Source organism: Dyella sp. 01N36 (assembly GCF_056399745.1).
This window is the reverse complement of record NZ_JBFTRY010000003.1, coordinates 91,924-112,317: the sequence shown is the minus strand read 5'-3', so window position 1 is coordinate 112,317 and position 20,394 is coordinate 91,924. Positions and strand designations below refer to the sequence as shown.

At 64.1% G+C, this 20,394-nt stretch carries 15 protein-coding genes; 7 read left to right on the top strand and 8 right to left on the bottom strand.

Translation table 11 applies throughout. The annotated features are described in order from the left end of the window. The first annotated feature begins 350 nt into the window (after window positions 1–350). A complete protein-coding gene (gene hrpB / locus AC1DMG_RS01705; protein WP_477180130.1) occupies window positions 351–2,867 on the top strand; it encodes an ATP-dependent helicase HrpB in 2,517 nt (838 codons plus the stop codon). 62 nt (window positions 2,868–2,929) lie between these two features. On the opposite strand, the gene AC1DMG_RS01700 is transcribed toward hrpB, so the two are convergent. The 7 genes from AC1DMG_RS01700 to AC1DMG_RS01670 form a co-directional block, all read right to left on the bottom strand. Then, entirely contained in the window at window positions 2,930–4,321 is a 1,392-nt protein-coding gene (locus AC1DMG_RS01700; RefSeq protein WP_441602815.1) for a sugar porter family MFS transporter, read from the bottom strand. A 64-nt stretch (window positions 4,322–4,385) separates the two neighbouring features. Next, a complete protein-coding gene (locus AC1DMG_RS01695; protein WP_441602816.1) occupies window positions 4,386–5,291 on the bottom strand; it encodes an SMP-30/gluconolactonase/LRE family protein in 906 nt (301 codons plus the stop codon). Further along, window positions 5,288–6,049 carry an SDR family NAD(P)-dependent oxidoreductase gene (locus AC1DMG_RS01690; protein ID WP_441602817.1) on the bottom strand — a complete coding sequence of 254 codons (762 nt, stop codon included), beginning with the start codon at window positions 6,047–6,049 and terminating at the stop codon, window positions 5,288–5,290. Before AC1DMG_RS01690 ends, AC1DMG_RS01695 begins: the two co-directional genes overlap by 4 nt. Before the next feature lie 2 nt (window positions 6,050–6,051). After that, on the bottom strand, window positions 6,052–7,200 hold the full coding sequence (gene dgoD / locus AC1DMG_RS01685) for a galactonate dehydratase (RefSeq protein ID WP_441602818.1): 1,149 nt from the start codon (window positions 7,198–7,200) through the stop codon (window positions 6,052–6,054). Then, window positions 7,197–7,835, bottom strand: a complete 639-nt coding sequence (locus tag AC1DMG_RS01680) for a 2-dehydro-3-deoxy-6-phosphogalactonate aldolase (RefSeq protein ID WP_441602819.1) — start codon at window positions 7,833–7,835, stop codon at window positions 7,197–7,199. The genes dgoD and AC1DMG_RS01680 overlap by 4 nt, the downstream gene beginning before the upstream one ends. A gap of 4 nt (window positions 7,836–7,839) precedes the next feature. Beyond that, window positions 7,840–8,760, bottom strand: coding sequence for a 2-dehydro-3-deoxygalactonokinase (locus AC1DMG_RS01675; protein ID WP_441602820.1), 921 nt, complete (start codon window positions 8,758–8,760; stop codon window positions 7,840–7,842). Next, a complete protein-coding gene (locus AC1DMG_RS01670; protein ID WP_441602821.1) occupies window positions 8,757–9,482 on the bottom strand; it encodes a FadR/GntR family transcriptional regulator in 726 nt (241 codons plus the stop codon). The genes AC1DMG_RS01675 and AC1DMG_RS01670 overlap by 4 nt, the downstream gene beginning before the upstream one ends. Window positions 9,483–9,907: 425 nt before the next feature. Here AC1DMG_RS01670 and AC1DMG_RS01665 point away from each other — a divergent pair, with 425 nt between their 5' ends. The 6 genes from AC1DMG_RS01665 (at window position 9,908) to AC1DMG_RS01640 (ending at window position 19,662) form a co-directional block, all read left to right on the top strand. Beyond that, a complete protein-coding gene (locus AC1DMG_RS01665; protein ID WP_441602822.1) occupies window positions 9,908–11,038 on the top strand; it encodes an aldose epimerase family protein in 1,131 nt (376 codons plus the stop codon). A gap of 126 nt (window positions 11,039–11,164) precedes the next feature. Then, window positions 11,165–12,349, top strand: a complete 1,185-nt coding sequence (locus AC1DMG_RS01660) for a glycoside hydrolase 5 family protein (RefSeq protein WP_441602823.1) — start codon at window positions 11,165–11,167, stop codon at window positions 12,347–12,349. Window positions 12,350–12,459: 110 nt separating this feature from the next. Continuing rightward, window positions 12,460–15,237, top strand: a complete 2,778-nt coding sequence (locus AC1DMG_RS01655; RefSeq protein WP_477180129.1) for a TonB-dependent receptor — start codon at window positions 12,460–12,462, stop codon at window positions 15,235–15,237. A gap of 106 nt (window positions 15,238–15,343) precedes the next feature. Continuing rightward, a complete protein-coding gene (locus AC1DMG_RS01650; RefSeq protein ID WP_441602825.1) occupies window positions 15,344–16,921 on the top strand; it encodes an exo-alpha-sialidase in 1,578 nt (525 codons plus the stop codon). Continuing rightward, a complete protein-coding gene (locus AC1DMG_RS01645) occupies window positions 16,918–17,892 on the top strand; it encodes a glycoside hydrolase family 43 protein (RefSeq protein WP_441602826.1) in 975 nt (324 codons plus the stop codon). The genes AC1DMG_RS01650 and AC1DMG_RS01645 overlap by 4 nt, the downstream gene beginning before the upstream one ends. Before the next feature lie 120 nt (window positions 17,893–18,012). Continuing rightward, window positions 18,013–19,662, top strand: a complete 1,650-nt coding sequence (locus AC1DMG_RS01640) for a M20/M25/M40 family metallo-hydrolase (protein ID WP_441602827.1) — start codon at window positions 18,013–18,015, stop codon at window positions 19,660–19,662. A gap of 52 nt (window positions 19,663–19,714) precedes the next feature. Here AC1DMG_RS01640 and AC1DMG_RS01635 read toward each other — a convergent pair whose 3' ends face one another. Further along, entirely contained in the window at window positions 19,715–20,359 is a 645-nt protein-coding gene (locus AC1DMG_RS01635) for a hypothetical protein (RefSeq protein WP_441602828.1), read from the bottom strand. Between the last annotated feature and the right edge of the window lie 35 nt (window positions 20,360–20,394).

Here is a 20,394-nt window from a genome sequence, read left to right as displayed (position 1 = left end):
TGCAGGCCTGGCACACCTCTTGTAGGAGCGCACTTGTGCGCGACCAGCCTACGGAGCGGAGCGCCGCAGCGTTGCGGTCGCGCACAAGTGCGCTCCTACAGTGGATGGCACCGGCTTCGGGTCGTGGATCAACGGCTGCAGACCGCCATTTGTGGGAGCGCACCCTGTGCGCGACAGACCTACGGAGCGGTACACCCATGCGCGGCTGTCGCGCACAGGGTGCGCTCCCACAGACAAGCGGGTGCGCCCGGTTTTGACTGTGTCATTCCAACACCGTCATGCATCGCAAACGCGCGAACAGGCAAAAGCCACCCACGCGACGCCAATCCGCACCCCGCTATCATCCCCTGATGAACACCGTCTCATCCTTTCCCATCACCCCCCTCCTGCCCGAGATCACAAGCTCCCTCGCGGCACATCCGCGCCTCGTGCTCGAAGCGCCGCCCGGGGCCGGCAAGACCACCCAGGTGCCATTGGCGCTGCTCGATCAACCTTGGCTCGCCGACGGCAAAATCCTGATGCTCGAACCGCGCCGCATCGCTGCGCGGGCGGCGGCGCAGTTCATGGCCAGGCAGCTGGGTGAGGAGGTGGGGCAGACGGTGGGGTATCGGATTCGCTTCGAGGCGAAGGTCAGCGCGGCTACGCGTGTTGAAGTGGTGACCGAAGGCATCCTCACGCGGATGATCCAGGACGATCCCGAGCTCACCGGCATCGGTGCGATCCTGTTCGACGAATTCCATGAGCGGCATCTCGCCGGGGATCTGGGTGCCGCGTTTGCGTTGGACATACAGGGCACCTTGCGTCCGGCGCTGCGACTGGTGGTGATGTCCGCCACGCTCGATGGCGAGCGCATCGCGCAGTGGCTCGATGCGCCGCGGATCAGCAGTCCGGGTCGCAGTTTTCCCGTGCGGGTCGAATATCCCGCCGCTCGCGCGCAGGAGACCACCGAGCATCAGCTGGCGCGTGTGGTGCGTCAGGCCCTGGAGGAAAACCCCGGCGACGTGCTGGCGTTTCTGCCCGGCCGTCGCGAGATCGCGCGCACGCAGGCTGTGCTGGCATCGTCACTGGACGAGAACATCGACATCGTGGCCTTGCATGGCGAACTGTCGATGGCCGAACAGCAGGCCGCGTTGAGTCCGGCGGAGCCCGGTACGCGGCGTGTGGTGCTCGCCACCAATGTTGCCGAATCCAGTGTCACGCTGCCGGGCATCCGTGCGGTGGTGGACAGCGGGCTGGCGCGCGAGCCGCGCTTCGATCCCAACTCCGGCTTCACGCGGTTGGAGACGGTGAATGTCTCGCAGGCTTCGGCCGATCAGCGTGCCGGTCGTGCCGGTCGCGTCGCCGAAGGGACGGCGTACCGCCTGTGGCCGCAAAGCAAACGACTGGATCCGTCGCGCACGGCCGAGATGGCGCAAGCCGAGTTGTCGGGGCTTGCCTTGGAACTCGCCGCATGGGGCATCACCGCGAACAGCGGCAACACGCTGCCCTGGCTCGATGCGCCGCCCTCGGGTGCCTTGGCGCAGGCGCGTGAGTTGCTCGTGCAGCTGACTGCGTTGACGGCAGATGGGCGCATCACCGCGCTCGGTCGCCAGATGCTCGAACTCGGCGCCACGCCACGGCTGGGTGCGGCGGCCTTGCGCGCCGAGCCTGAATTGCGCGCGCTGGTCGCCGATCTGCTTGCCTTGATGGAAGCGCGCTCGCCCCTGCGCGGTGAGCAGGCGCGCAGCGATGACTTCCGTGCCCGCGTGAGCGCGCTTCATGTGTGGCGCGATCGTCACACCGCGGGCGCGCGCGGTGGTGCGGACGCCGGTGCGCTTGCGGCCATCGAGCTGGCGAGCAAAGGTTGGCGTCGTCGCCTGGACATGCGTTCGGCGGCAAGCGGTGTGCCGGACAGCCATGCCGTGGGCGATTTGCTCTTGCATGCGTTCCCGGATCGCGTGGCGCGCCGCGACGACAACAACCCGCTGCGTTACACGCTAGCCAATGGTCGTGGTGCGCGCCTGCACGAGAATACTGCGCTGCACGGCGAGCCGTGGCTGGTGGCGCTGGACCTGCGCTTCGAGGCGCGGGACAGCCTGATTCTCGCGGCCGCGCCGATCGATTACCGCGTGCTGGAGCGGGACTACCCGGCGCAGTTCAAACGCGAACGCGCCTTGCGCTGGAACGACGAACGCAACGCGGTGGAAGCCTTCGACGAACACCGCTTCGCCAACATCGTGCTGGAACGACGCAGCGTGCCGGTGAAGCCTGAAGACGCGCTGCCGGCATTGCTCGCCGCGGTGCGGGCGAAAGGCATCGATACCTTGCCGTGGAGCGATAACGCCAGACGCTTGCGCGCACGCATGCAGGCTTTGCGTGGATGGGTGCCGGAACTGGGTCTGCCCGATATCTCGGATACGGCGCTGCTGGATACTTTGGAAGACTGGCTCGCCCCGTATCTCAACGGCAAGCGTCGCCTCGACGCCTTGAGCGCGGAAAAACTCTCGCAGGCGCTAGGCTCTTTGTTCGATTACGAGCAACGCCGCCAGCTTGATGCGCAGGTTCCGGAAAGCCTGACTGTGCCCAGCGGCATGACGCGTCGCCTCGAATACGCCGAAGGCGAAGCGCCGGTGCTGGCAGTGAAGCTGCAGGAATTGTTCGGACTGGCTGACACGCCGCGCGTGGCGAACGGACGCATTCCCGTCACGTTGCACCTGCTCTCGCCCGCGGGTCGCCCGATCCAGGTCACGCAGGATCTCAAGGGCTTCTGGGAGCGCACCTACCCTGAGGTGAAGAAGGAATTGAAGGGACGCTACCCGCGTCATCCCTGGCCGGATGATCCGTGGACGGCCGCGCCGACGCATCGGGCCAAGCCGCGCGGCACCTGATAAAAAAGGCTGCCGACCTTTCGGTGCGGCAGCCTTGGTCAGACGCAGCTTTCAACTAAAGATCAGCGGCCGATCTCGCGCAGCCGCTTGCCGCTCATCAGGTTGCGCTCGATCTGCTCCAGCGTCACGCCCTTGGTCTCCGGCACCAGCCAGAACGTCACCAGGATGAATACCGCGTTGAGCGCGGCATACAACCAGAACGTGTGTGCATTGCCGATGCCGTTGAGCAGGCTCAGGAAGGTGAAGCCCACGATCATGTTGCAGATCCAGTTGGTGAAGGTGGAGCAGGCGATGCCGAAGTCGCGGCCCTTGAGCGGCTGGATCTCCGAGCACAGCGTCCACACCAGCGGGCCGGCGGACATGGCAAAACCCACGATGAAGATCAGCAGCATCGTCACCGTGAAGATCTGCGCACCATGGTCGTGGATGCCGTTGTTCATCATCGTACCCACGACACCCAGGCCTACGGCCATCACGGCAAAGCCGGTGTAGAGGATGGGCTTGCGGCCCCAGCGGTCGATCAGCGCGATGGCGATGAAGGTGGCCAGCACATTGGTGAGGCCGACCAGCGCGGTAAACCACATCTGCGCCGAGGTGTCGTAGCCCATTTCCTTGAAGATGCGCGGCGCGTAATACATCACCACGTTCATGCCGGTGAACTGCTGCATCAGCTGCAGCAGCACGCCCAGCCACACCGAGCGACGGAAGTTGCGGTTGTCCTTGAACAGATGCCAGCCGCGTTGCGGGGTCTTGAGCTGCTCTTCGATATCAGCGGCCTCGCGCGCCACCACGACGCTGTCGCCGCGCAGGCGCTGCAGCACTTCGATCGCCTCGTCGCGGCGACCGCGCATCATCAGCCAGCGCGGACTATCCGGCAGGAACATCACGCCGAGCAGGAACAGCACGCCGGGAATCGCGATGATGCCGAGCATCCAGCGCCAGGCGCCGTTGTAGCTCAATGCGGTGTCCGAGAGAAACGCCACCAGGATGCCGATGGTGATCATCAGCTGATAGGTGGAAATCATCGCGCCGCGGATGCGCTCCGGCGCCACTTCGGCCAGATAAAGCGGTGCAGTGAACGTCGCCAGGCCAATCGCCAGGCCGAGCACCACGCGCGCGGCGATCAGCGTTTCCGGCGACCACGCGCCGCCCGACAGCAGCGAACCGAGGATAAACAACACGGCACCGAGGATCAGCGAGCGCTTGCGGCCCAGCGTGGCCGACAACCAGCCGGCGCCTACCGCACCGACGGCTGCGCCGAACATCATCGAGCTCACGATCCATTCGATCATGTGGTCGCTGACTTTGTATTCGGCCTGGATGAATTGCGTGGCACCGGAAATCACGCCGATGTCCAGGCCGAACATGAGGCCCGCCAACGCGGCGAGCACACAGGTGAAGATGATGGTGACCTTGGCTTGCGCCGAGGCTGGCGAGATGACTTGGGCATTCATGGAAAAACTCCCCCGCTGGCGATAGTGGTGCCTCTAATGGGCTGGTGTGCTTGAGCCGCGGTCCCTAGGCGGCAGCGATGACGTGTGGCGGCGGCCCGGCGAAACGCGGTTCGGGCAAGCCACGAAAACCTGCATCGGCGACGAACAACGCGCCGGCATAGGGTTGAGCAGCGAGCGCGGCCTCGTCGAGACCGTCGCGCGCACTGGTGATGTACAGCGTCGAAAAATCCGTGCCGGCGAAGGCCGGTTTGGTGGGCTGCGATGCAGGCACGTCGATGATGCGGTCGAGCTGGCCCGCCGGCGTGTAGCGCACCACGCGGCCCAATCCCCATTGGGCGTTCCACAGGCCGCCGTCGCGATCGATGGCTGAACCATCGGGTTCGCCGCGTGCATCGTCCAGCGTCACGAAGTGGCGCACGTTGGATACCTGATCGCCGTAATCGCAGCACTGGATGGTGCGCGTGGGCGAATCGCAGAAATACATCGTGCCGCCATCCGCACTGAACGCGATGCTGTTGCTGATCGCCACGCCCGGCAAGGGCAGGCGCTCCAGCGACAAGTCATGATTGAGACGATAGAAACCACCCACCGGTTTCTTTGGCCCACTTGCGGGCTCATGCAATGTGCCGAACACAAAGCGGCCCTGGCGATCGCAGCCACCGTCGTTGAGTCGGGTGGGCAGTTCGGCTTCCACGTCGGTGATGCCAACGAACGTGTGTGTGGATGGATGAAAGAACGCCAGACGCGATGCCAACCCCAGCAGCAGCCAGCCGTCCGCTTCGCACAGCGCAAAACTGCCGAGGCGCTCGGGCATGCTCCACTGGTGAAGTGCACCGTCGTGCGGGCGGTAGCGCCACAGCGTACTGGCGTGGATATCGGTCCAGTACAGCACCTGGCCGCGATCGCACCAGGTGACGCCTTCGCCCAGCGTGTTGTGCACCTGCATGGCGACAGCGGCGCGGATGTTCATACCCAGCCACCGTCGACGATGAAGTCCTGGCCGGTGCACATGCGGCTGTCGTCGGCGGCGAGGAAAAGCGCCGCACGTGCCAGATCGTCGGCCATCAGATAGCCGGGCAGGCACTGCACGCGGGCAATCTCCGCTTCGCCTTCGGCATCAAGCCACAGGCGACGCTGCTTCTCGGTGATCACCCAGCCGGGCACCAGCACATTGATGCGGATGCGGTCGCGGCCCAGCTCCCGAGCGAGGCCATTGACCAGGCCGTGTACCGCGGATTTCGCCATCGCATACATCGGATAGCCGGCGTTCTTCTTCATCCAGCCGGTGGAACCCAGGCAGATCACCGACCCGCCGCCCAGCGAACGCATGTCGTCGCGCACGGCCTGCGTGGCGAAATATTGATGGCGAAGATTGATCGCCATGTTCTGCTCGAACTCGGCTGCCGTCGTGCTGCCGAATTCGTGGCGTACGTCGTTGGCCGCATTGTTCACCAGCACGCCGATGGGGCCGTGCACTTCACGCGCCGTCGCGATGGCGGCTTCCAGCGCGTCGAGCTGGGTGACGTCGCAACGTACGAACAAAGGGCGATGTGCGCTGGCGGCGAGACCTTCCACAAGTTGCTCGCCATTGGCCTGATCGATATCGATGAACGACACCCGCGCGCCCTGTTTCGCGAAATGCTCCACGAAGGCCGCGCCGATGCCGGTGGCGCCGCCCGAGATGAACACGTGGCGGTCGATCAGGCTGGGATAGCTCGCGTACGCCATGCTTACCACTCCGCCACGCTGCCGTCGGCATGGCGCCAGATCGGATTGCGCCAGCGGTGACCCACGGCGGCGCGCTCGGCCACGTAGGCTTCGTTGACCTCGATGCCCAGGCCGGGTCCATTCGGAATGGCGACGAAACCATCCTCGTAGGCAAACACGCTGCGATCCTTCACATAGTCGAGCAGATCGTTGCCGGCGTTGTAGTGGATGCCCAGGCTCTGTTCCTGGATGAAGGCGTTGTGGCACACCGCATCGAGCTGAAGATTCGCAGCAAGCGCGATCGGGCCGAGCGGGCAGTGCAGCGCCAGTGCCACGTCATACGCTTCGGCCATGGCGGCGATCTTGCGCGTTTCGGTGATGCCGCCCGAGTGCGAGGGATCGGGCTGGATGATGTCCACGCCGCCCATCTGCAGCACGCGCTTGAAGTCGTAGCGCGTGTACAGGCGCTCGCCCAGCGCGATCGGCGCCGGCGAAATCGCGGCCAGTTCCGGCAGCGCTTCGAGGTGATCGGACAGCACCGGCTCCTCGATGAACATCAGCTTGAACGGGGCGAGTTCACGCATCAGCACCTTGGCCATCGGTTTGTGCACGCGGCCATGGAAATCCAGGCCGATGCCAATATGCGGGCCCACCGCGTCGCGGATCGCCTGCACGTTCTCGATCACCAGCTCGACCTTGTCGTAGGTGTCGACGTATTGCAGTTCTTCGGTGGCATTCATCTTCACCGCGGTGAAGCCACGCGCCACGGCTTCCTTCGCGGCACGCGCCGTGTCGGCCGGGCGGTCGCCGCCGATCCACGAGTACACGCGAATGCGATCGCGCACCGGGCCGCCCAGCAGCTGATGCACGGGCTGGTTCAGATCCTTGCCCTTGATGTCCCACAGCGCCTGGTCGATGCCGGCGATGGCGCTCATCAGCACCGGGCCACCGCGGTAGAAGCCGCCGCGATACATCACATTCCACAGGTCTTCGATATGACGCGGGTCCTTGCCGATCAGGTAGTCGGACAACTCATCCACGGCCGCAGCGACAGTGTGTGCACGCCCTTCGACGATGGGCTCACCCCAGCCGACGATGCCCGCATCGGTCTCGATGCGCAGGAACAGCCAGCGCGGGGGAACCAGGAAGGTGGTGAGGCGGGTGATCTTCATGCATGCGATCCTTGTGCATCAGAGTGGCTGCGCCAGGCGTCGGCGAACGCGCGTGCGCGCGCCGCGACATCGCTGGCCGGACGGCCGGGAGCGTAGAGAGAGGAACCGATGCCGAAGCCGCCGGCGCCGGCGGCCAGCCACGGTCCCATGTTGTCGGGCGCGATGCCGCCGACCGGCAGCACCGCGAGATCCTTGGGCAGCACCGCGCGCCATGCCTTGAGCACGGCGGGGCTGGCTTGTTCGGCAGGGAACAGCTTGAGCGCATCGGCACCGGCGGCAAGCGCGGCGAACGCCTCCGTTGGTGTGGCGACACCCGGTACGCAATAGAGGCCTGCCTGCTTGGCCGCGCGAATCACGTTGACGTCGGCATGCGGCATCACAATGAGGCGGCCGCCAGCATCAGCCACGTTCTTGACGTCGGCAGGGTCGAGCACGGTGCCTGCACCGATCAGATAGCCATCGCCCAGTGCGTCGACCATGCGACGGATACTGTCGAACGCCCGCGGCGAATTGAGCGGCACTTCGAGCATGCGAAAACCGGCGTCGACCAGCACGCGGCCGATCTCCACCGATTCGTCGGGCGTCAGGCCGCGCAGGATGGCGACGAGGGGGAGTGGATCAAGCCATGACTTCATGCGTTTATGCCGTTGCTTGCGTGGGGATCAGGCCGGCGGCTTCGGCGATGCGCCAAAGGCCGTGCGAGGTGGTGGCATCGGGCGCCTTGTGGACGGTGAGCCCAAACATCGCCGCTGCCTTGAGGTAGCGATCGCATAGCGCACCTTCGCCCACCATGTGCACGCTGGACGATGGATCGGCCCAGCCGGCGGCGATAGCGATGCGCATTTCGTCGCCTATCAGCAGGCCGGACAGGTAGTCGGTCACCGAACTGGGGGCAAGCACGCCGTCGAGCATGAGGGTGCGCGCCGAAAACACGCACGAGAGCGCGCCGGCCGCGCCGCTGTCGCGCGCCATCGAGACGCCGCGACGAAACGCGTTGTCGTCATCGATGGCGGGCGGCAGTTGCGCGCCAAGTATCGAATGCTGGGTCAGCAGGCCGAACAGCTCGCCGGTCATCACGGTGGCAAAGCCAGTCACCATGCCATCGCGCAGCGACACCCACTTGCTGTGCGTGCCGGGCAGCAACAGGCAGCCATGGCCGGCGACATCCGGCGATTGCGCAACGACGCCGACGACCTGGGTCTCCTCGCCACGCATCACATCGGGACGCGCGGGATCGCGCAGGCCCGGCACGAGATGAAGCGTGCGGCCATCGGCAGCTAACGTGCTCAGCGCACCGGCGAGCCGATCGACGCTGGTGGGCGTATCGAGATAAGGCACTTCCAGCCAGCCGTTGCGACTGCCCACCATGCCGCAGGCCAGCACCGGCAGCTCGGGCCAGTGTTCGACGGCCTGCGCAAAGGCGGCCGGAAAGCCGCCCTCGGGAAGATGGCGGATGCCGTGCGAGAACGTGCGCTTCTCCAGCACCTGGCCCTGACCGTCATAGAGATAGGCACGCAGCTGCGTGCTACCCCAGTCCAGGCCGATAAGCGCGGTGTTCACGCGCTGGCCTTCTTGCGCGCCTTGCCGCGGCTGCGATGCAGGTTGGTCTGCGAGTCGGCAATCATCGCCAGCATGGTCTTGCGCGCCACTTCCGGCTGCTTGCGCTTGATCGCCTCGAGCACCTTCTGGTGATAGGGCAGCGAATACTTGAAATCGCTGGCGCTGCGTGCGGACAAGGTGAAGAAGGTGCCCAGCGCCGTTTCGATCACCGAGAACAGCGACTGCATCAACTCATTGCCGGTGGCGTGCAACACCGCGTCATGGAACATCAGGTCGGCGGTGGACCACTCGTCCAGCGTCTGTGCGGCGTCCATGGCGTTGTACGCCTCTTCGATATGCGCCAGCTGTGTCGTCGTACGTCGACGCGCAGCGGCAGCCGCGGCGGCCGGCTCGATGATCTCGCGCATTTCCACCAGCTTGTCCACGAAGTCGTCGGTGGGCATGGAGGCACAACGCCAGGCCAGCACGTCGGCGTCCAGCTGATTCCAGTAGCGCTCCTCGAGCACGCGGGCGCCAACGCCGGTGCGTGATTCGATCAAGCCTTTTGCCGACAGCACCTTCAGGGCCTCGCGCAAGGCGGTACGACTGACCTGCAGGCTTTCGGCGAGGGTTTCCTCGCGCGGCAGGATCTCGCCGGGCTTCACCTTGCCGCTGACGATGCGCAGCCCGATCTCGTGCATGACATGCCCGTACAGGCTGCGAACTGCGATCGGCTTCTTCATGAAATCCTCTTACCCCTGGCCCTGACGAAGGGTGATCCGTGCGCGTGCAGGCATATTAGATGCGCCCGATTCGATTGTCATACAAACGGACTATAAGCAACTTGGCCCGCTGATGCCAAGGTGTCCGCAGCGATTTTTTGGTGCGTTGGTCCCGGCCGGGTGTGCGCTGGCAGGAACATGCGATGACGCAATGCAGAAAGTTCTCATCCGCATGACGTCCCCAGCGTCGCCGTGTTCGCCTCCGAACATCGCATGAAAGCGCCGCTTTTGGTTTTTTCGAGCATGCCACTTCACGCAATGTCGCATCGCACCAAGAAAAAATTCGGTGCCGATGAACACTTGCACGATAATCATACAATGTGATTGCATGCGCTCCATCGTGATACGGCGAAGGGGACACCAGGGACATGCAGCGCGCAGGTTTGATGGCTTCGATTCTTGGCCTGGCGACTTTGTCGATGGCCGCGCATGCGGCTGACGCCAGGCGCGAGACCTTCGGCAGCATGCCCGATGGCAGCAAGGTGGATGCGGTGGTGCTGAGCAACGGCCATGGCATGCAGGCGCGCATCATCGCGCTGGGTGCGAGCATCCAGTCGCTGGCCACGCCCGATCGCAACGGCAAGAGCGCGAACATCGCGCTGGGTTATTCGTCGCTCGCTGATTACCTGAGCAATCCCCAATATTTCGGCGCCACCGTCGGCCGCTACGCCAATCGCATCGCCAAGGGCAAGTTCACCCTCGACGGCCACGCCTATAGCGTGCCGGTGAACAACGGCGTCAATTCCCTGCACGGTGGCAGCAAGGGTTTCGACAAGGTGCTGTGGACCGTGGGCGAGGTGAAGCACGATGCCGGCAAGGCCAGTGTGACGCTGAGCTATGAGAGTCCCGATGGCGACATGGGATATCCCGGCAAGCTCACCGCCATGGTGACTTACACGCTCGACGAGCAGAACCGTCTCTCCATCGATTACCGCGCCAGCACCGACAAGACGACCATCGTCAATCTGAGCAACCACGCCTATTGGAATCTTTCCGGCGAAGGCTCGGGCAGCGTGATGGACCATCGCCTCACCATCGCCGGCGACGCTTACCTGCCGGTCGATGCTGGTTCCATTCCGACCGGCGAGATCCGCAACGTCGCCGGCACGCCGTTCGATTTCCGCCAGGCCAAGCCCATTGGCCGCGACATCCGTACCAACGACACGCAGTTGCTCAATGGTCATGGCTATGACCACAACTGGGTGATCAGCAAGGACGAAGCACCTGCGTTGCGCATGGTTGCGCGCGTGGAAGATCCGGCATCCGGTCGCGTGCTGACGTTGAAGTCGAGCAAGCCAGGCCTGCAGTTCTACTCGGGCAATTTCCTGGATGGCACCACCGTGGGCACGGGTGGTCATGTGTATCGCCAGGGCGACGCGTTTGTATTGGAACCGCAGCTTTATCCGGATACGCCCAATCAGGCGTCGTTCGGATCGGCACGGCTGGAGCCGGGCCATGAGTACCGCAACCTGATCGTGTACGAGTTCACCACCGAGTCGGCGCGCGGAGCGCACTGACCTATCGAACATTCGAAACAAGGGCGCCCGCGAGGGCGCTCGTAGGGTCGCTTTGTCTTCGAACAAGGCGTCCATGCGCAACTACTACGTCGCTGCATGAAGCGCGACGGCATCGAGGGAGAGCTGATGAAGTACGCATTTTTGGCAGTGGCCTTGGGTCTGGCGGCAACGATCGCCGCGCCGTCCCATGCGCGCGACGCGTCGCAACGCTGGACGCCTGCCGAGGCCAAGACCTGGTACGCCAGGCAGCAGTGGCCGCTGGGCAGCAACTATCTGCCGTCCGACGCCATCAATCAGCTGGAGATGTGGCAGGCCGACACGTTTGATCCCGCGCGTATCGACCAGGAGTTCGGCTGGGCGCAGCAGGCCGGCATGACCACCATGCGCGTGTTCCTGCACGACCTGCTGTGGCAGCAGGATGCGGCGGGCTTCAAGAAGCGCATCGATACCTTCCTCACCATCGCCGACAAGCACGGCATCAAGCCGATCTTCGTGCTGTTCGATTCCTGCTGGGATCCGGAGCCCAAGCTCGGCCCGCAGCACCCGCCGATCCCCGGCGTGCACAACTCCGGCTGGGTGCAGAGCCCGGGCGTGGCGATGACTGATCCCAGCCAGGTCCCGCGCCTGGAGCAGTACGTGAAGGACATCGTGGGCAGCTTCGCCAAAGACAAGCGCATCCTGGCGTGGGACGTGTGGAACGAACCGGACAATCCGGGTGGCGGCAACTACGACGCCAAGGAGCCGGCCGACAAGATCAACCACGTAGCCGCGCTGTTGCCGCAGGTATTCGCCTGGGCGCGCAGCACCGCGCCAGTGCAGCCGCTCACCAGTGGTCTTTGGCACGACGACGACTGGACCGATCCGGCCAAGCTCAATGCGGTGGAGCGCACCCAGCTCGAGCAGTCCGACGTGATCAGCTTCCACGACTACAGCTGGCCGGAAACCTTTGCGGGTCGCGTGAAGCAGTTGCAGACGTATGGACGTCCGTTGATCTGTACCGAATACATGGCGCGCGGCAACGGATCCACCATCGACGGCGTGTTGCCCATCGCCAAGAAGGCCGACGTGGGCATGGTCAACTGGGGCTTCGTGCTCGGCAAGTCGCAGACCAATATGCCGTGGGATTCGTGGCAGCGCCCGTACACGATGGCGCCGCCCACCTTGTGGTTCCACGACCTGTTCTATGCCGATGGCAAGCCTTATCGCCAGCGCGAGATCGACATCCTTCGTTCGCTGTCGCACGCGCCGCGCGGCACGGTGCCGGCGGATGCAGTGACGTTTCCGATGCAAGCGGCGGGTGCCGTCCGCTGAGGCGGCGCCGTCTTTTCAACTTCTAGCGCCGTCGCGGAGAACGACGGCGTCCTGAATAACGATGCCGCCGGCTGAGCTGGCGGGCCATGACCTCTGAGGGGAGGCTTTCCATGATACGCACACATATCCAGAGAACCTTGTTGGCAGCCGCCATCGCCGCATCGTTCAGCGTCGCGCACGCTGCCGATGCACCGGCCGCGCCGGCCGATCCGCAACAGTCGACGGACACCACCAATCCACCGGCGAATGCACCGAAGAAGCCCGCCACCGCCTCCGACGCACAGCAGAAAGACGCGGTGAATCTGTCGGGCGTGGTGGTGACGCCCTTGCGCGAGAGCCTGCAGAGCGCACAGACGCTCAAGCAGGATTCGCGCATGATCACCGACTCGATCGTGGCCGAAGACATCGGCAAGCTGCCGGACAACAGCGTCGCCGACGCACTGCAGCGCATCACCGGCGTGCAGGTGGCGCAGGGCTTCCAGGGCGAGACCAGCTCGGTGGTGATCCGTGGCCTGCCCAACGTGATCACGACGCTCAATGGCCGCGAAATCTTCAGCGGTGTCGGTCGCGCATTCGCGTTCCAGAACCTGCCGGCGACGGCGGTGAAGACCGTGCAGGTGTACAAGACCAGCGAGGCCAGCCTGCCCGACGGCGGCATCGCCGGCATGGTCGACATGCAGCTGTTCCGCCCGTTCGATTTCGACGGCAGCAAGGTGGCCGCGACGGTCAACGAGACGCACAGCAAGTACGGCGACCACACCGATCCCTCGGGCAGCGTGTTGCTCAGCGATCGCTGGAAGACCGACCTGGGCGAGTTCGGCGCGCTGATGAATGTGGGCTACGACCGCCAGCATTACGCCTATAACGCCGTATGGGACGACTTCCCGAAGGTGCTCACCGATGGTTCCGGCGCACCCGTGCGCACGTCCAGCGGCAATCTCATTTCCGCCCCGAACGGCTTCGGCGCCGACTACAACATCGGCGACCGCACGCGTCAGGAATTCAACTACGCGCTGCAGTGGAAGCCCAACGACAGCACCGAGATCTATGTCGAAGGCCTGTATGACTGGGATTCGGATAACTACAACCAGCCGTTCTTCTTCAGCTTCCCGGTGGGCTCGGTCGATCCGCAGAACATCAAGGTCACCAATAACTGCTACGCCAATCAGCTGACCGGTTCCACCTATTACGGCCAGACCATCTGCGACGCGGCCAGCGGCAGCTGGACCGGCAACACCTATGCGGCCACCAGTACGCAGGCGCACCAGGAGTGGGGCCACGACATCCAGAACTCGATCGGCGCGAAGTGGCATGGCGATCGCCTGAACCTGTCGACCGACCTGTCGTTCAACTCGTCCTCGTTCCATGAGCAGACCTTTATTGTCGACACCTTCCTGAAGGCGCCGATCACAACGGTCTGGAACGGCGCGCAGAACTGGCAGCTTGCGGGCAACCCGGCCAACGATCCGTCGAACTACTACCTCAACGGCTTGTTCCAGACCTGGAACAACCAGCGCGGCAAGCAGACGGCGTGGCGTGGTGACGGCAACTACGACATCAACGGCAGCTTCTTCCAGTACGTGGATTTCGGCCTGCGTTATTCTGATCACAAGGCGCAGTACAACGGCAGCATTGAAGTATCCACGCCGCCGCCGGGTGGCACGGGAGATATCTCGCTCAATCCCAATCCGGCCAACCAGGTGATTGCGCGCTTCCCCAGCGGCTACTTCTGCAGCCAGCCGACCACCAATGCGATCCCGCAGCCGTGGCTCAGTGGCTGCTCCAATTACCTGACCAACAATGCCGATGCGATTCGCACGCTGTACGGCGTGCCGACCGGTCTGGCGGCGGAGAATCCGGGCCGCTTCTATCACATCGACGAGAAGTCCTATGCGGGCTACTTCCAGTTTGGTTACGGCAACGAGCTGTGGGGCATGCCGTTCGATGGCCTGATGGGCATGCGCATCGAACGCGTGAAGCGCAACCTCGATGCGTTCTCGTATGACGCTTCCACCAACGTGTACTCGCCGCTGTCCGATTCGACCGACTCGCCGGTGTACTTGCCGAACCTCAGCTTCAACCTGCACATCAAGGACAACCTGCAGTTGCGCCTGGTGGCGGCGAAGACGCTGACGTATCCCGATTTCGGCCAGCTCAACCCGTCGCTGTCGCTCAACCCGGGCACGATCAATCGCGCCGGAGTGGCGAGCAGCGGCAATCCGGACCTGAAGCCGATTCGCTCCAACAACTACGACGCGGCGCTGGAGTATTACTTTGGTCCGGCCAGCTACGTGAGCGGCAGCGTGTTCTATCGCGATATCAACGGCTACATCCAGAACTACGTGACGGATGTGACCATCGGTGGCCAGCCGTTCCAGCTCAATTCGCCGCAGAGTGCGGGTTCGGGTCACCTCGATGGCGCGGAAGTGGCGTACCAGCAGTTCTTCGATTTCCTGCCTGAACCGTTCAACGGCCTGGGCATGCAGCTCAACTACACCTATATCGAAGGTTCCACGCGTTCGCCGCAGTTCATCGGCGGGCCGGTGGTCACCTCGCCGCTGCAGAACGTGTCCAAGAACAACGGCAATGCCGTGCTGATGTATGAAAAGTTCGGCTGGTCCGCACGACTGGCCTACAACTACCGCAGCCGCTTCATCGATGGCTTCAACCAGCCCACCGTGGCCGGCGTGAACGACGAGATCAAGCCGGCCAACCAGGTCGACTTCTCGCTCGGTTACGACATCAACAAGTACTTCACCGTAGTGTTCAACGCGACCAATATCCTTGGCGCGAACCTGCATCAGTATTGGGGCGATGGCGACACCCGCCCGCGTGACATCCGTTACCAGGACCGCACCTACGGCCTGGGCGTGCGCTTCAAGATGTAATCCTCTCCCACTTGGCGGGAACGGTAGTGACATGCCGTTTCCCGCCTCCTTTTTTGGGAGGCTCACTCATCGTGCGCCGTTGCAGGCGTGAACCGGGATTCCGTGCATGACTCGCTTGACGTTAGGTTTGTCCACGCTGGCCGTTTGCATCGCCACGTTGCTGTCCACCCGTGCGACCGCTCAGGATGCTCCTGAACCCGCCGTGGGCACGCATCTGGCGGACGCTTCGGGCTATGTGTCGATCACGCGCATCGAGCACGGTTCGCCGGAAGACAAGGGACGCCTGCTGATGGCGTTCGAACAGGACGGTATGAACGGCATTCCGCTGTGGGAAAGCCGCGACGGTGGCGATCATTGGCGCTTCCTCATGAATGTCGCCGATCAGACGCACAGCAAGGACAAGAACTGGCAGCTGCGCTGGCAACCGCATATCACTGAACTGCAGCGCGCGAGCGGCGATCTGCCGGCAGGCACGCTGGTGCTCTCGGCCAACGCCACCGGCAACGATGCGCAGGGCAGGGTGAACGAAGAAGACCTGCAAATGTATACCTCCACCGATGCCGGCAAGACCTGGCATTACCGCAGCTCCATCATCAAGGGCGGCGGGCGGCCGGAGGACAAGGACAACAAGGGCGTGTGGGAATCCAATATCCACGTGCTCGACGACGGCCGCATGGTGGCCTATTACTCCACCGAGCAGCACAAGGCCGAGGGTTATAACCAGGCGCTGGGACACAAGGTCTCCGACGACGGCGGCAAGCATTGGGGCAAGGAAGTGCTGGATGTGGCGATACCCGGTGGCGTGGAGCGCCCCGGCATGGCCATCGTCACGCGCCTGGGCGACCATCGCTATGCCATGACGTACGAGAACATCGATGGGCCCAGGAATGGCCAGGTGTTCATCAAGTTCAGTCGCGACGGACTGGACTGGGGCGATCCGCAACGCCACGGCGAACCGGTGATGACGCTCTCGGGCTTCTGGCCCGCCGCGTGTCCCGTGGTTCAGTGGTTCCCGCTGGGCGGTCCCGAAGGCGTCATTGTGGTGTCCGCGGAACGCGGCGGCGGCGGTGCGGATGAAGGCGGCCGCTCGCTGTACTGGAACAACGCTTCCGGTCGCGGCCCATGGTGGGAAGTACGTGCACCGGTACAAAAGCGCACCGGCAATATCCATGCGGGTTGGACGCAGGCACTGCTGCTGCGTGATGACGGCCGCATGCTGCATGTCACCACCTCGTCGTCGCCCGAGGCGCCGACCAGTGTCAAGCACAACGAAATCCTGTTCAACACGGCGAAGTTGAACTTCAATCGCTACGAAGCCGAAGACGCGCAGTTCACCGGCGCGGTCTCCGTGCCGGATCGAAAGGCGTCCAGTTTCCGCAAGGCGCGCCTGAGTGCGGGTCCCGAAGGTCGCCTGCGCTTCGTGGTCAACAGTACGGGCGGCGAACACGCGCTGCGTGTGCGCTACGCCGATCTCGGACTGGCGGCGCAGCCTGCGATCGTCGTCAATGGTGCGCGTCTTGCCAATGCCAACCTCACCAAGACGGATGACGGCTGGCTGCTCGAGAACATCTCGGCGTCCTTGTTGCCCGGGTTCAACACCATCGACGTGGACGGCGGCGCCCACGTGGTCGACGTCGACTATCTGCAGATCGACGGCGATGCCGCCACGGCGGGTCAGCCGTGAAGCGCACGTTCGCCGCCATCGCTGGCATGTTGCTGATCGCGGCCTCGCATGCGCAGCCGCCGGCCACCATGCATGCGCTGCTGCCGTCCGGGCCCGACCCGTGGGTAGCGCAGCGCGACGGCGTCTATTACTACACGAGCACCGAAGGCAACCGCATCTCGCTGCGCAAGACCACCGACATGGCGCATCTGGCCGATGCCACGCCGGTGGTGGTGTGGCGTCCGCCGGCCGAAGGTCCCAACTCCCATTCGATCTGGGCGCCCGAGCTGCATTACCTGGACGGCAAGTGGTACCTGTATTACTCAGCGTCCGACAAGGCGCATGACGACGACGCGCATCGCCACGTGTGGGTGCTGGAGAATGCGTCGAGCGATCCCACCCAGGGCGAGTGGATCGACAAAGGCATGCTCAAGACGCATCTCACCGGCATCGACGGCACCGTGTTCGATCATGCCGGCAAGCGCTACTTTGTCTATTCCGCCTATGTCGACGATCACAGCGACCTGATCATCGCGCCAATGAGCAATCCGTGGACGCTGGGCGAGCCGCAAGTGGATATCGCCCATCCCACTTATGCATGGGAGATGCAGGGCGGCCGCAAGATCCTGGAGGCGCCGGAGTTCATCGAAGGTCCGCGCGGGCAGGTGTTCCTCACCTATTCCGCCAGCGCGTGCTGGTCGGACGGCTATTCGCTGGGCCTGCTGAGCGCCGCCGCAGACGCCAACCTGCTCGACCCTGCGTCATGGCGCAAATCGCCCACGCAGGCGCTCGCCAGTTCGCCGGCGCGAGGCTTCTATGCGCCGGGGCACAATGGCTTCTTCAAATCGCAGGACGGCAAGCAGGACTGGATCATCTTCCACGCCAATGGCGGCGCGGACTGGAAGTGCACTGCACGCCGCGCGCCTTACATCATGCCGTTCCACTGGAAGGCCAATGGCGAGCCGGACTTCATGGGCGGTCGCGAAAACTGAGTTGGACCGTGCGGGGCAGGGCGCGATCCGACGTTGGTCTGGTTTGATCGATCCCGGCGGGCGTGGCACCCTCCCAGTCCACACCCCCCGGACGATGCCGTCCGCGCCACTGGAGCGTCCATGTCCCGCACGTTTCTCGCTTTCGCGCTAGCCGCGAGTCTGACCACCACCGCGCTGGCCGCGGTTCCCGCACCGGAGCAGCCTGGCCTTGCACAGATCCGCCCGGGCGACTTGCGTGCGGATATCAGCTTCCTGGCGTCGGATGCCCTGCAAGGGCGTCTCTCGCTGCAGCCGGGTGACGATGCGTCGGTGCAGTGGATCGCCTCGGAATTTGCCAAGGCCGGCTTGAAGCCTGCGGCGACCGATGCGCAAGGCCAGCCGAGTTTTCTGCAGGCCGTGCCGTTGATCGAGTATCGCCCTGATGGCAAGGCCACGCGCCTGACGCTCAAGCGTGCCGGCAAGGAGACCGAATGGAAGGATCCGGAAGTCTCCGGCGCCTTTCCCACCGATCAGGACGTCTCCGCGCCCGTGGTGTTTGCCGGCTACGGCATCACCGCGCCGGAGCTGGGTTATGACGACTACGCCGGCCTCGACGTGAAGGGCAAGGTCGTCGTGGTGTTCGATCACGAGCCGCAGGAGACCGATCCGAAGTCGATCTTCAATGGCACCGGCAATACGCGCTACGCGACCGGCTACGTGAAGGTGTTGAATGCGCAGGAGCACGGCGCGGTGGCGGTGCTGCTGGCGCCGGAGCCCTCGCATAACCATCCCTCGCAGCTGGAGGTGCGCAAGCGCATCGGCCACCAGGCTGAGCACGCGGCGAACCCGATTCCCGCCCAGGCGCTGGCGGACAGCCCGGTCCATATCCCTAGCATGGTGATCTCCGCCGAGGTCGAGGACGCGCTGCTGAGCACCAGTGGCAACACAGCCAAGGCACTGCAGTCCGGCATTGATGGCGACCTCAAGCCGCGCTCGCAAGCCCTGCCCGATACCACCATCAGCCTGCACCTGAAGAACAGCTCGCGCCGTGAAGCGACTACCTGGAATGCGGTGGGATTGATCGAAGGCAGCGATCCGAAGCTGGCGCCCGAGACCATCATCATCAGCGCCCACCACGATCACGACGGCCAGGCCGGCGACAAGATCTGGCACGGCGCCGACGACAACGCGTCGGGGACAGTCGGTGTGGTGACGCTCGCCCGTGCCTTCGCCGCCAACCCGACCAAGCCCAGGCGTTCGATCCTGTTCGCGGTGTTTGCCGCTGAAGAACGTGGCCTGCTCGGCGCGTACTATCTCGCCGCGCACCCGCTGCGTCCTCTCGACACCACGCGCGCGATGATCAACTTCGACATGATCGGCCGCGACGAGAAGCCCAGCCCGCAGACCGACGGCCTGATCGAGATTCCCGCCGATACCAGCAATCGCCTCAACCTGATCGGTGCCGCGTACAGCCCGGACTACCAGCGTACGGTGGCCAAGGCCAATGGGGACGTGGGCCTGGTGCTGGACGATCGCTTCGATCACGAATACGCCTTGAACGTGTTCTTCCGCTCCGACCAGTTCCCCTTCGTGCTGCACAATGTGCCCGCGTTCTGGTGGTTCACCGGCTTCCATCCGGACTATCACCACCCCAGCGATACGGCCGAGAAGATCGACTATCCGAAGATGGCCAAGATCCTCAAACTGGCTTACCTGAGCACCTGGCAGTTCGCCAACGAGGCCACGCCGCCGCGCTTTGTGTCGCATCCGGGCAGCGACAAGTCGCCCTGAGCTATCGCCATACCCGCGATGAAAACACCCCGGCGCGCCGGGGTGTTTTCGTTTACGGGCTGAACGACACGCGTTGTTGCGCGCGAGCGATCAAGGCCTTTTCGATCGCCGGCCAACGATCGTGCGCCGTACCGTGCTCACCCAGTTGCGCTGCGGTGAAACCGGTAGGGGCGAGATCCTCGCCATAGATCACCATCAGCTCCTTGCGCTTCTGGTCATCGGGAAGATGCACGAGGCGCACATACATGGCATTGGCTGGCCGCTGATAGCCCTTGGCGGCGAGCAGGCGACGCTGATGGTCGCCATCGGAGTCCTTCTCGGCCGGCTGTTCGGCGCTTTGCACCCAAGTGTCGAGATAGAAGTCCAGGCCGTTGATGGTGATATGGCGCGAGCCGGAGTAGTCGTGGTGCAGTTCAGGGCGTTCGGGTATGTAAGCCTCAAATTGCACCCAGTACAGGCGCTGGATGCGCTTGTCGGGTCCGGCGTCCACGAAGACGTGCATCTCGCAATCGTCGAAGCCCAGCAGCATCCAGCGATCCGAACCCACGTAGGTCGCGGTGGCTGGCAGATCGACGCGTATCTTCGGATCGTGCGTCGAGGTGACGGTGCTGCCGCTCACCGTACGCTGCGGTTCCGCTGCGAGCGCCGGCAGCGCGCAGGCCAGCGCGAGCGACAGCGTTGCCATCGTTTTCCACATGACTCACCTCTTCGTTCCGTGTCGGGATCAGGGCA

Bases quoted from the DNA above. Each gene is read 5' to 3' on its own strand.
- AC1DMG_RS01700 (WP_441602815.1), bottom strand. From the start codon at position 4,321: ATGAATGCCCAAGTCATCTCGCCAGCCTCGGCGCAAGCCAAGGTCACC.
- AC1DMG_RS01640 (WP_441602827.1), top strand. From the start codon at position 18,013: ATGTCCCGCACGTTTCTCGCTTTCGCGCTAGCCGCGAGTCTGACCACC.
- AC1DMG_RS01655 (WP_477180129.1), top strand. From the start codon at position 12,460: ATGATACGCACACATATCCAGAGAACCTTGTTGGCAGCCGCCATCGCC.
- AC1DMG_RS01680 (WP_441602819.1), bottom strand. From the start codon at position 7,835: ATGAAGTCATGGCTTGATCCACTCCCCCTCGTCGCCATCCTGCGCGGC.
- AC1DMG_RS01695 (WP_441602816.1), bottom strand. From the start codon at position 5,291: ATGAACATCCGCGCCGCTGTCGCCATGCAGGTGCACAACACGCTGGGC.
- AC1DMG_RS01690 (WP_441602817.1), bottom strand. From the start codon at position 6,049: ATGGCGTACGCGAGCTATCCCAGCCTGATCGACCGCCACGTGTTCATC.
- hrpB (WP_477180130.1), top strand. From the start codon at position 351: ATGAACACCGTCTCATCCTTTCCCATCACCCCCCTCCTGCCCGAGATC.
- dgoD (WP_441602818.1), bottom strand. From the start codon at position 7,200: ATGAAGATCACCCGCCTCACCACCTTCCTGGTTCCCCCGCGCTGGCTG.
- AC1DMG_RS01660 (WP_441602823.1), top strand. From the start codon at position 11,165: ATGAAGTACGCATTTTTGGCAGTGGCCTTGGGTCTGGCGGCAACGATC.
- AC1DMG_RS01670 (WP_441602821.1), bottom strand. From the start codon at position 9,482: ATGAAGAAGCCGATCGCAGTTCGCAGCCTGTACGGGCATGTCATGCAC.
- AC1DMG_RS01665 (WP_441602822.1), top strand. From the start codon at position 9,908: ATGGCTTCGATTCTTGGCCTGGCGACTTTGTCGATGGCCGCGCATGCG.
- AC1DMG_RS01650 (WP_441602825.1), top strand. From the start codon at position 15,344: ATGACTCGCTTGACGTTAGGTTTGTCCACGCTGGCCGTTTGCATCGCC.
- AC1DMG_RS01635 (WP_441602828.1), bottom strand. From the start codon at position 20,359: ATGTGGAAAACGATGGCAACGCTGTCGCTCGCGCTGGCCTGCGCGCTG.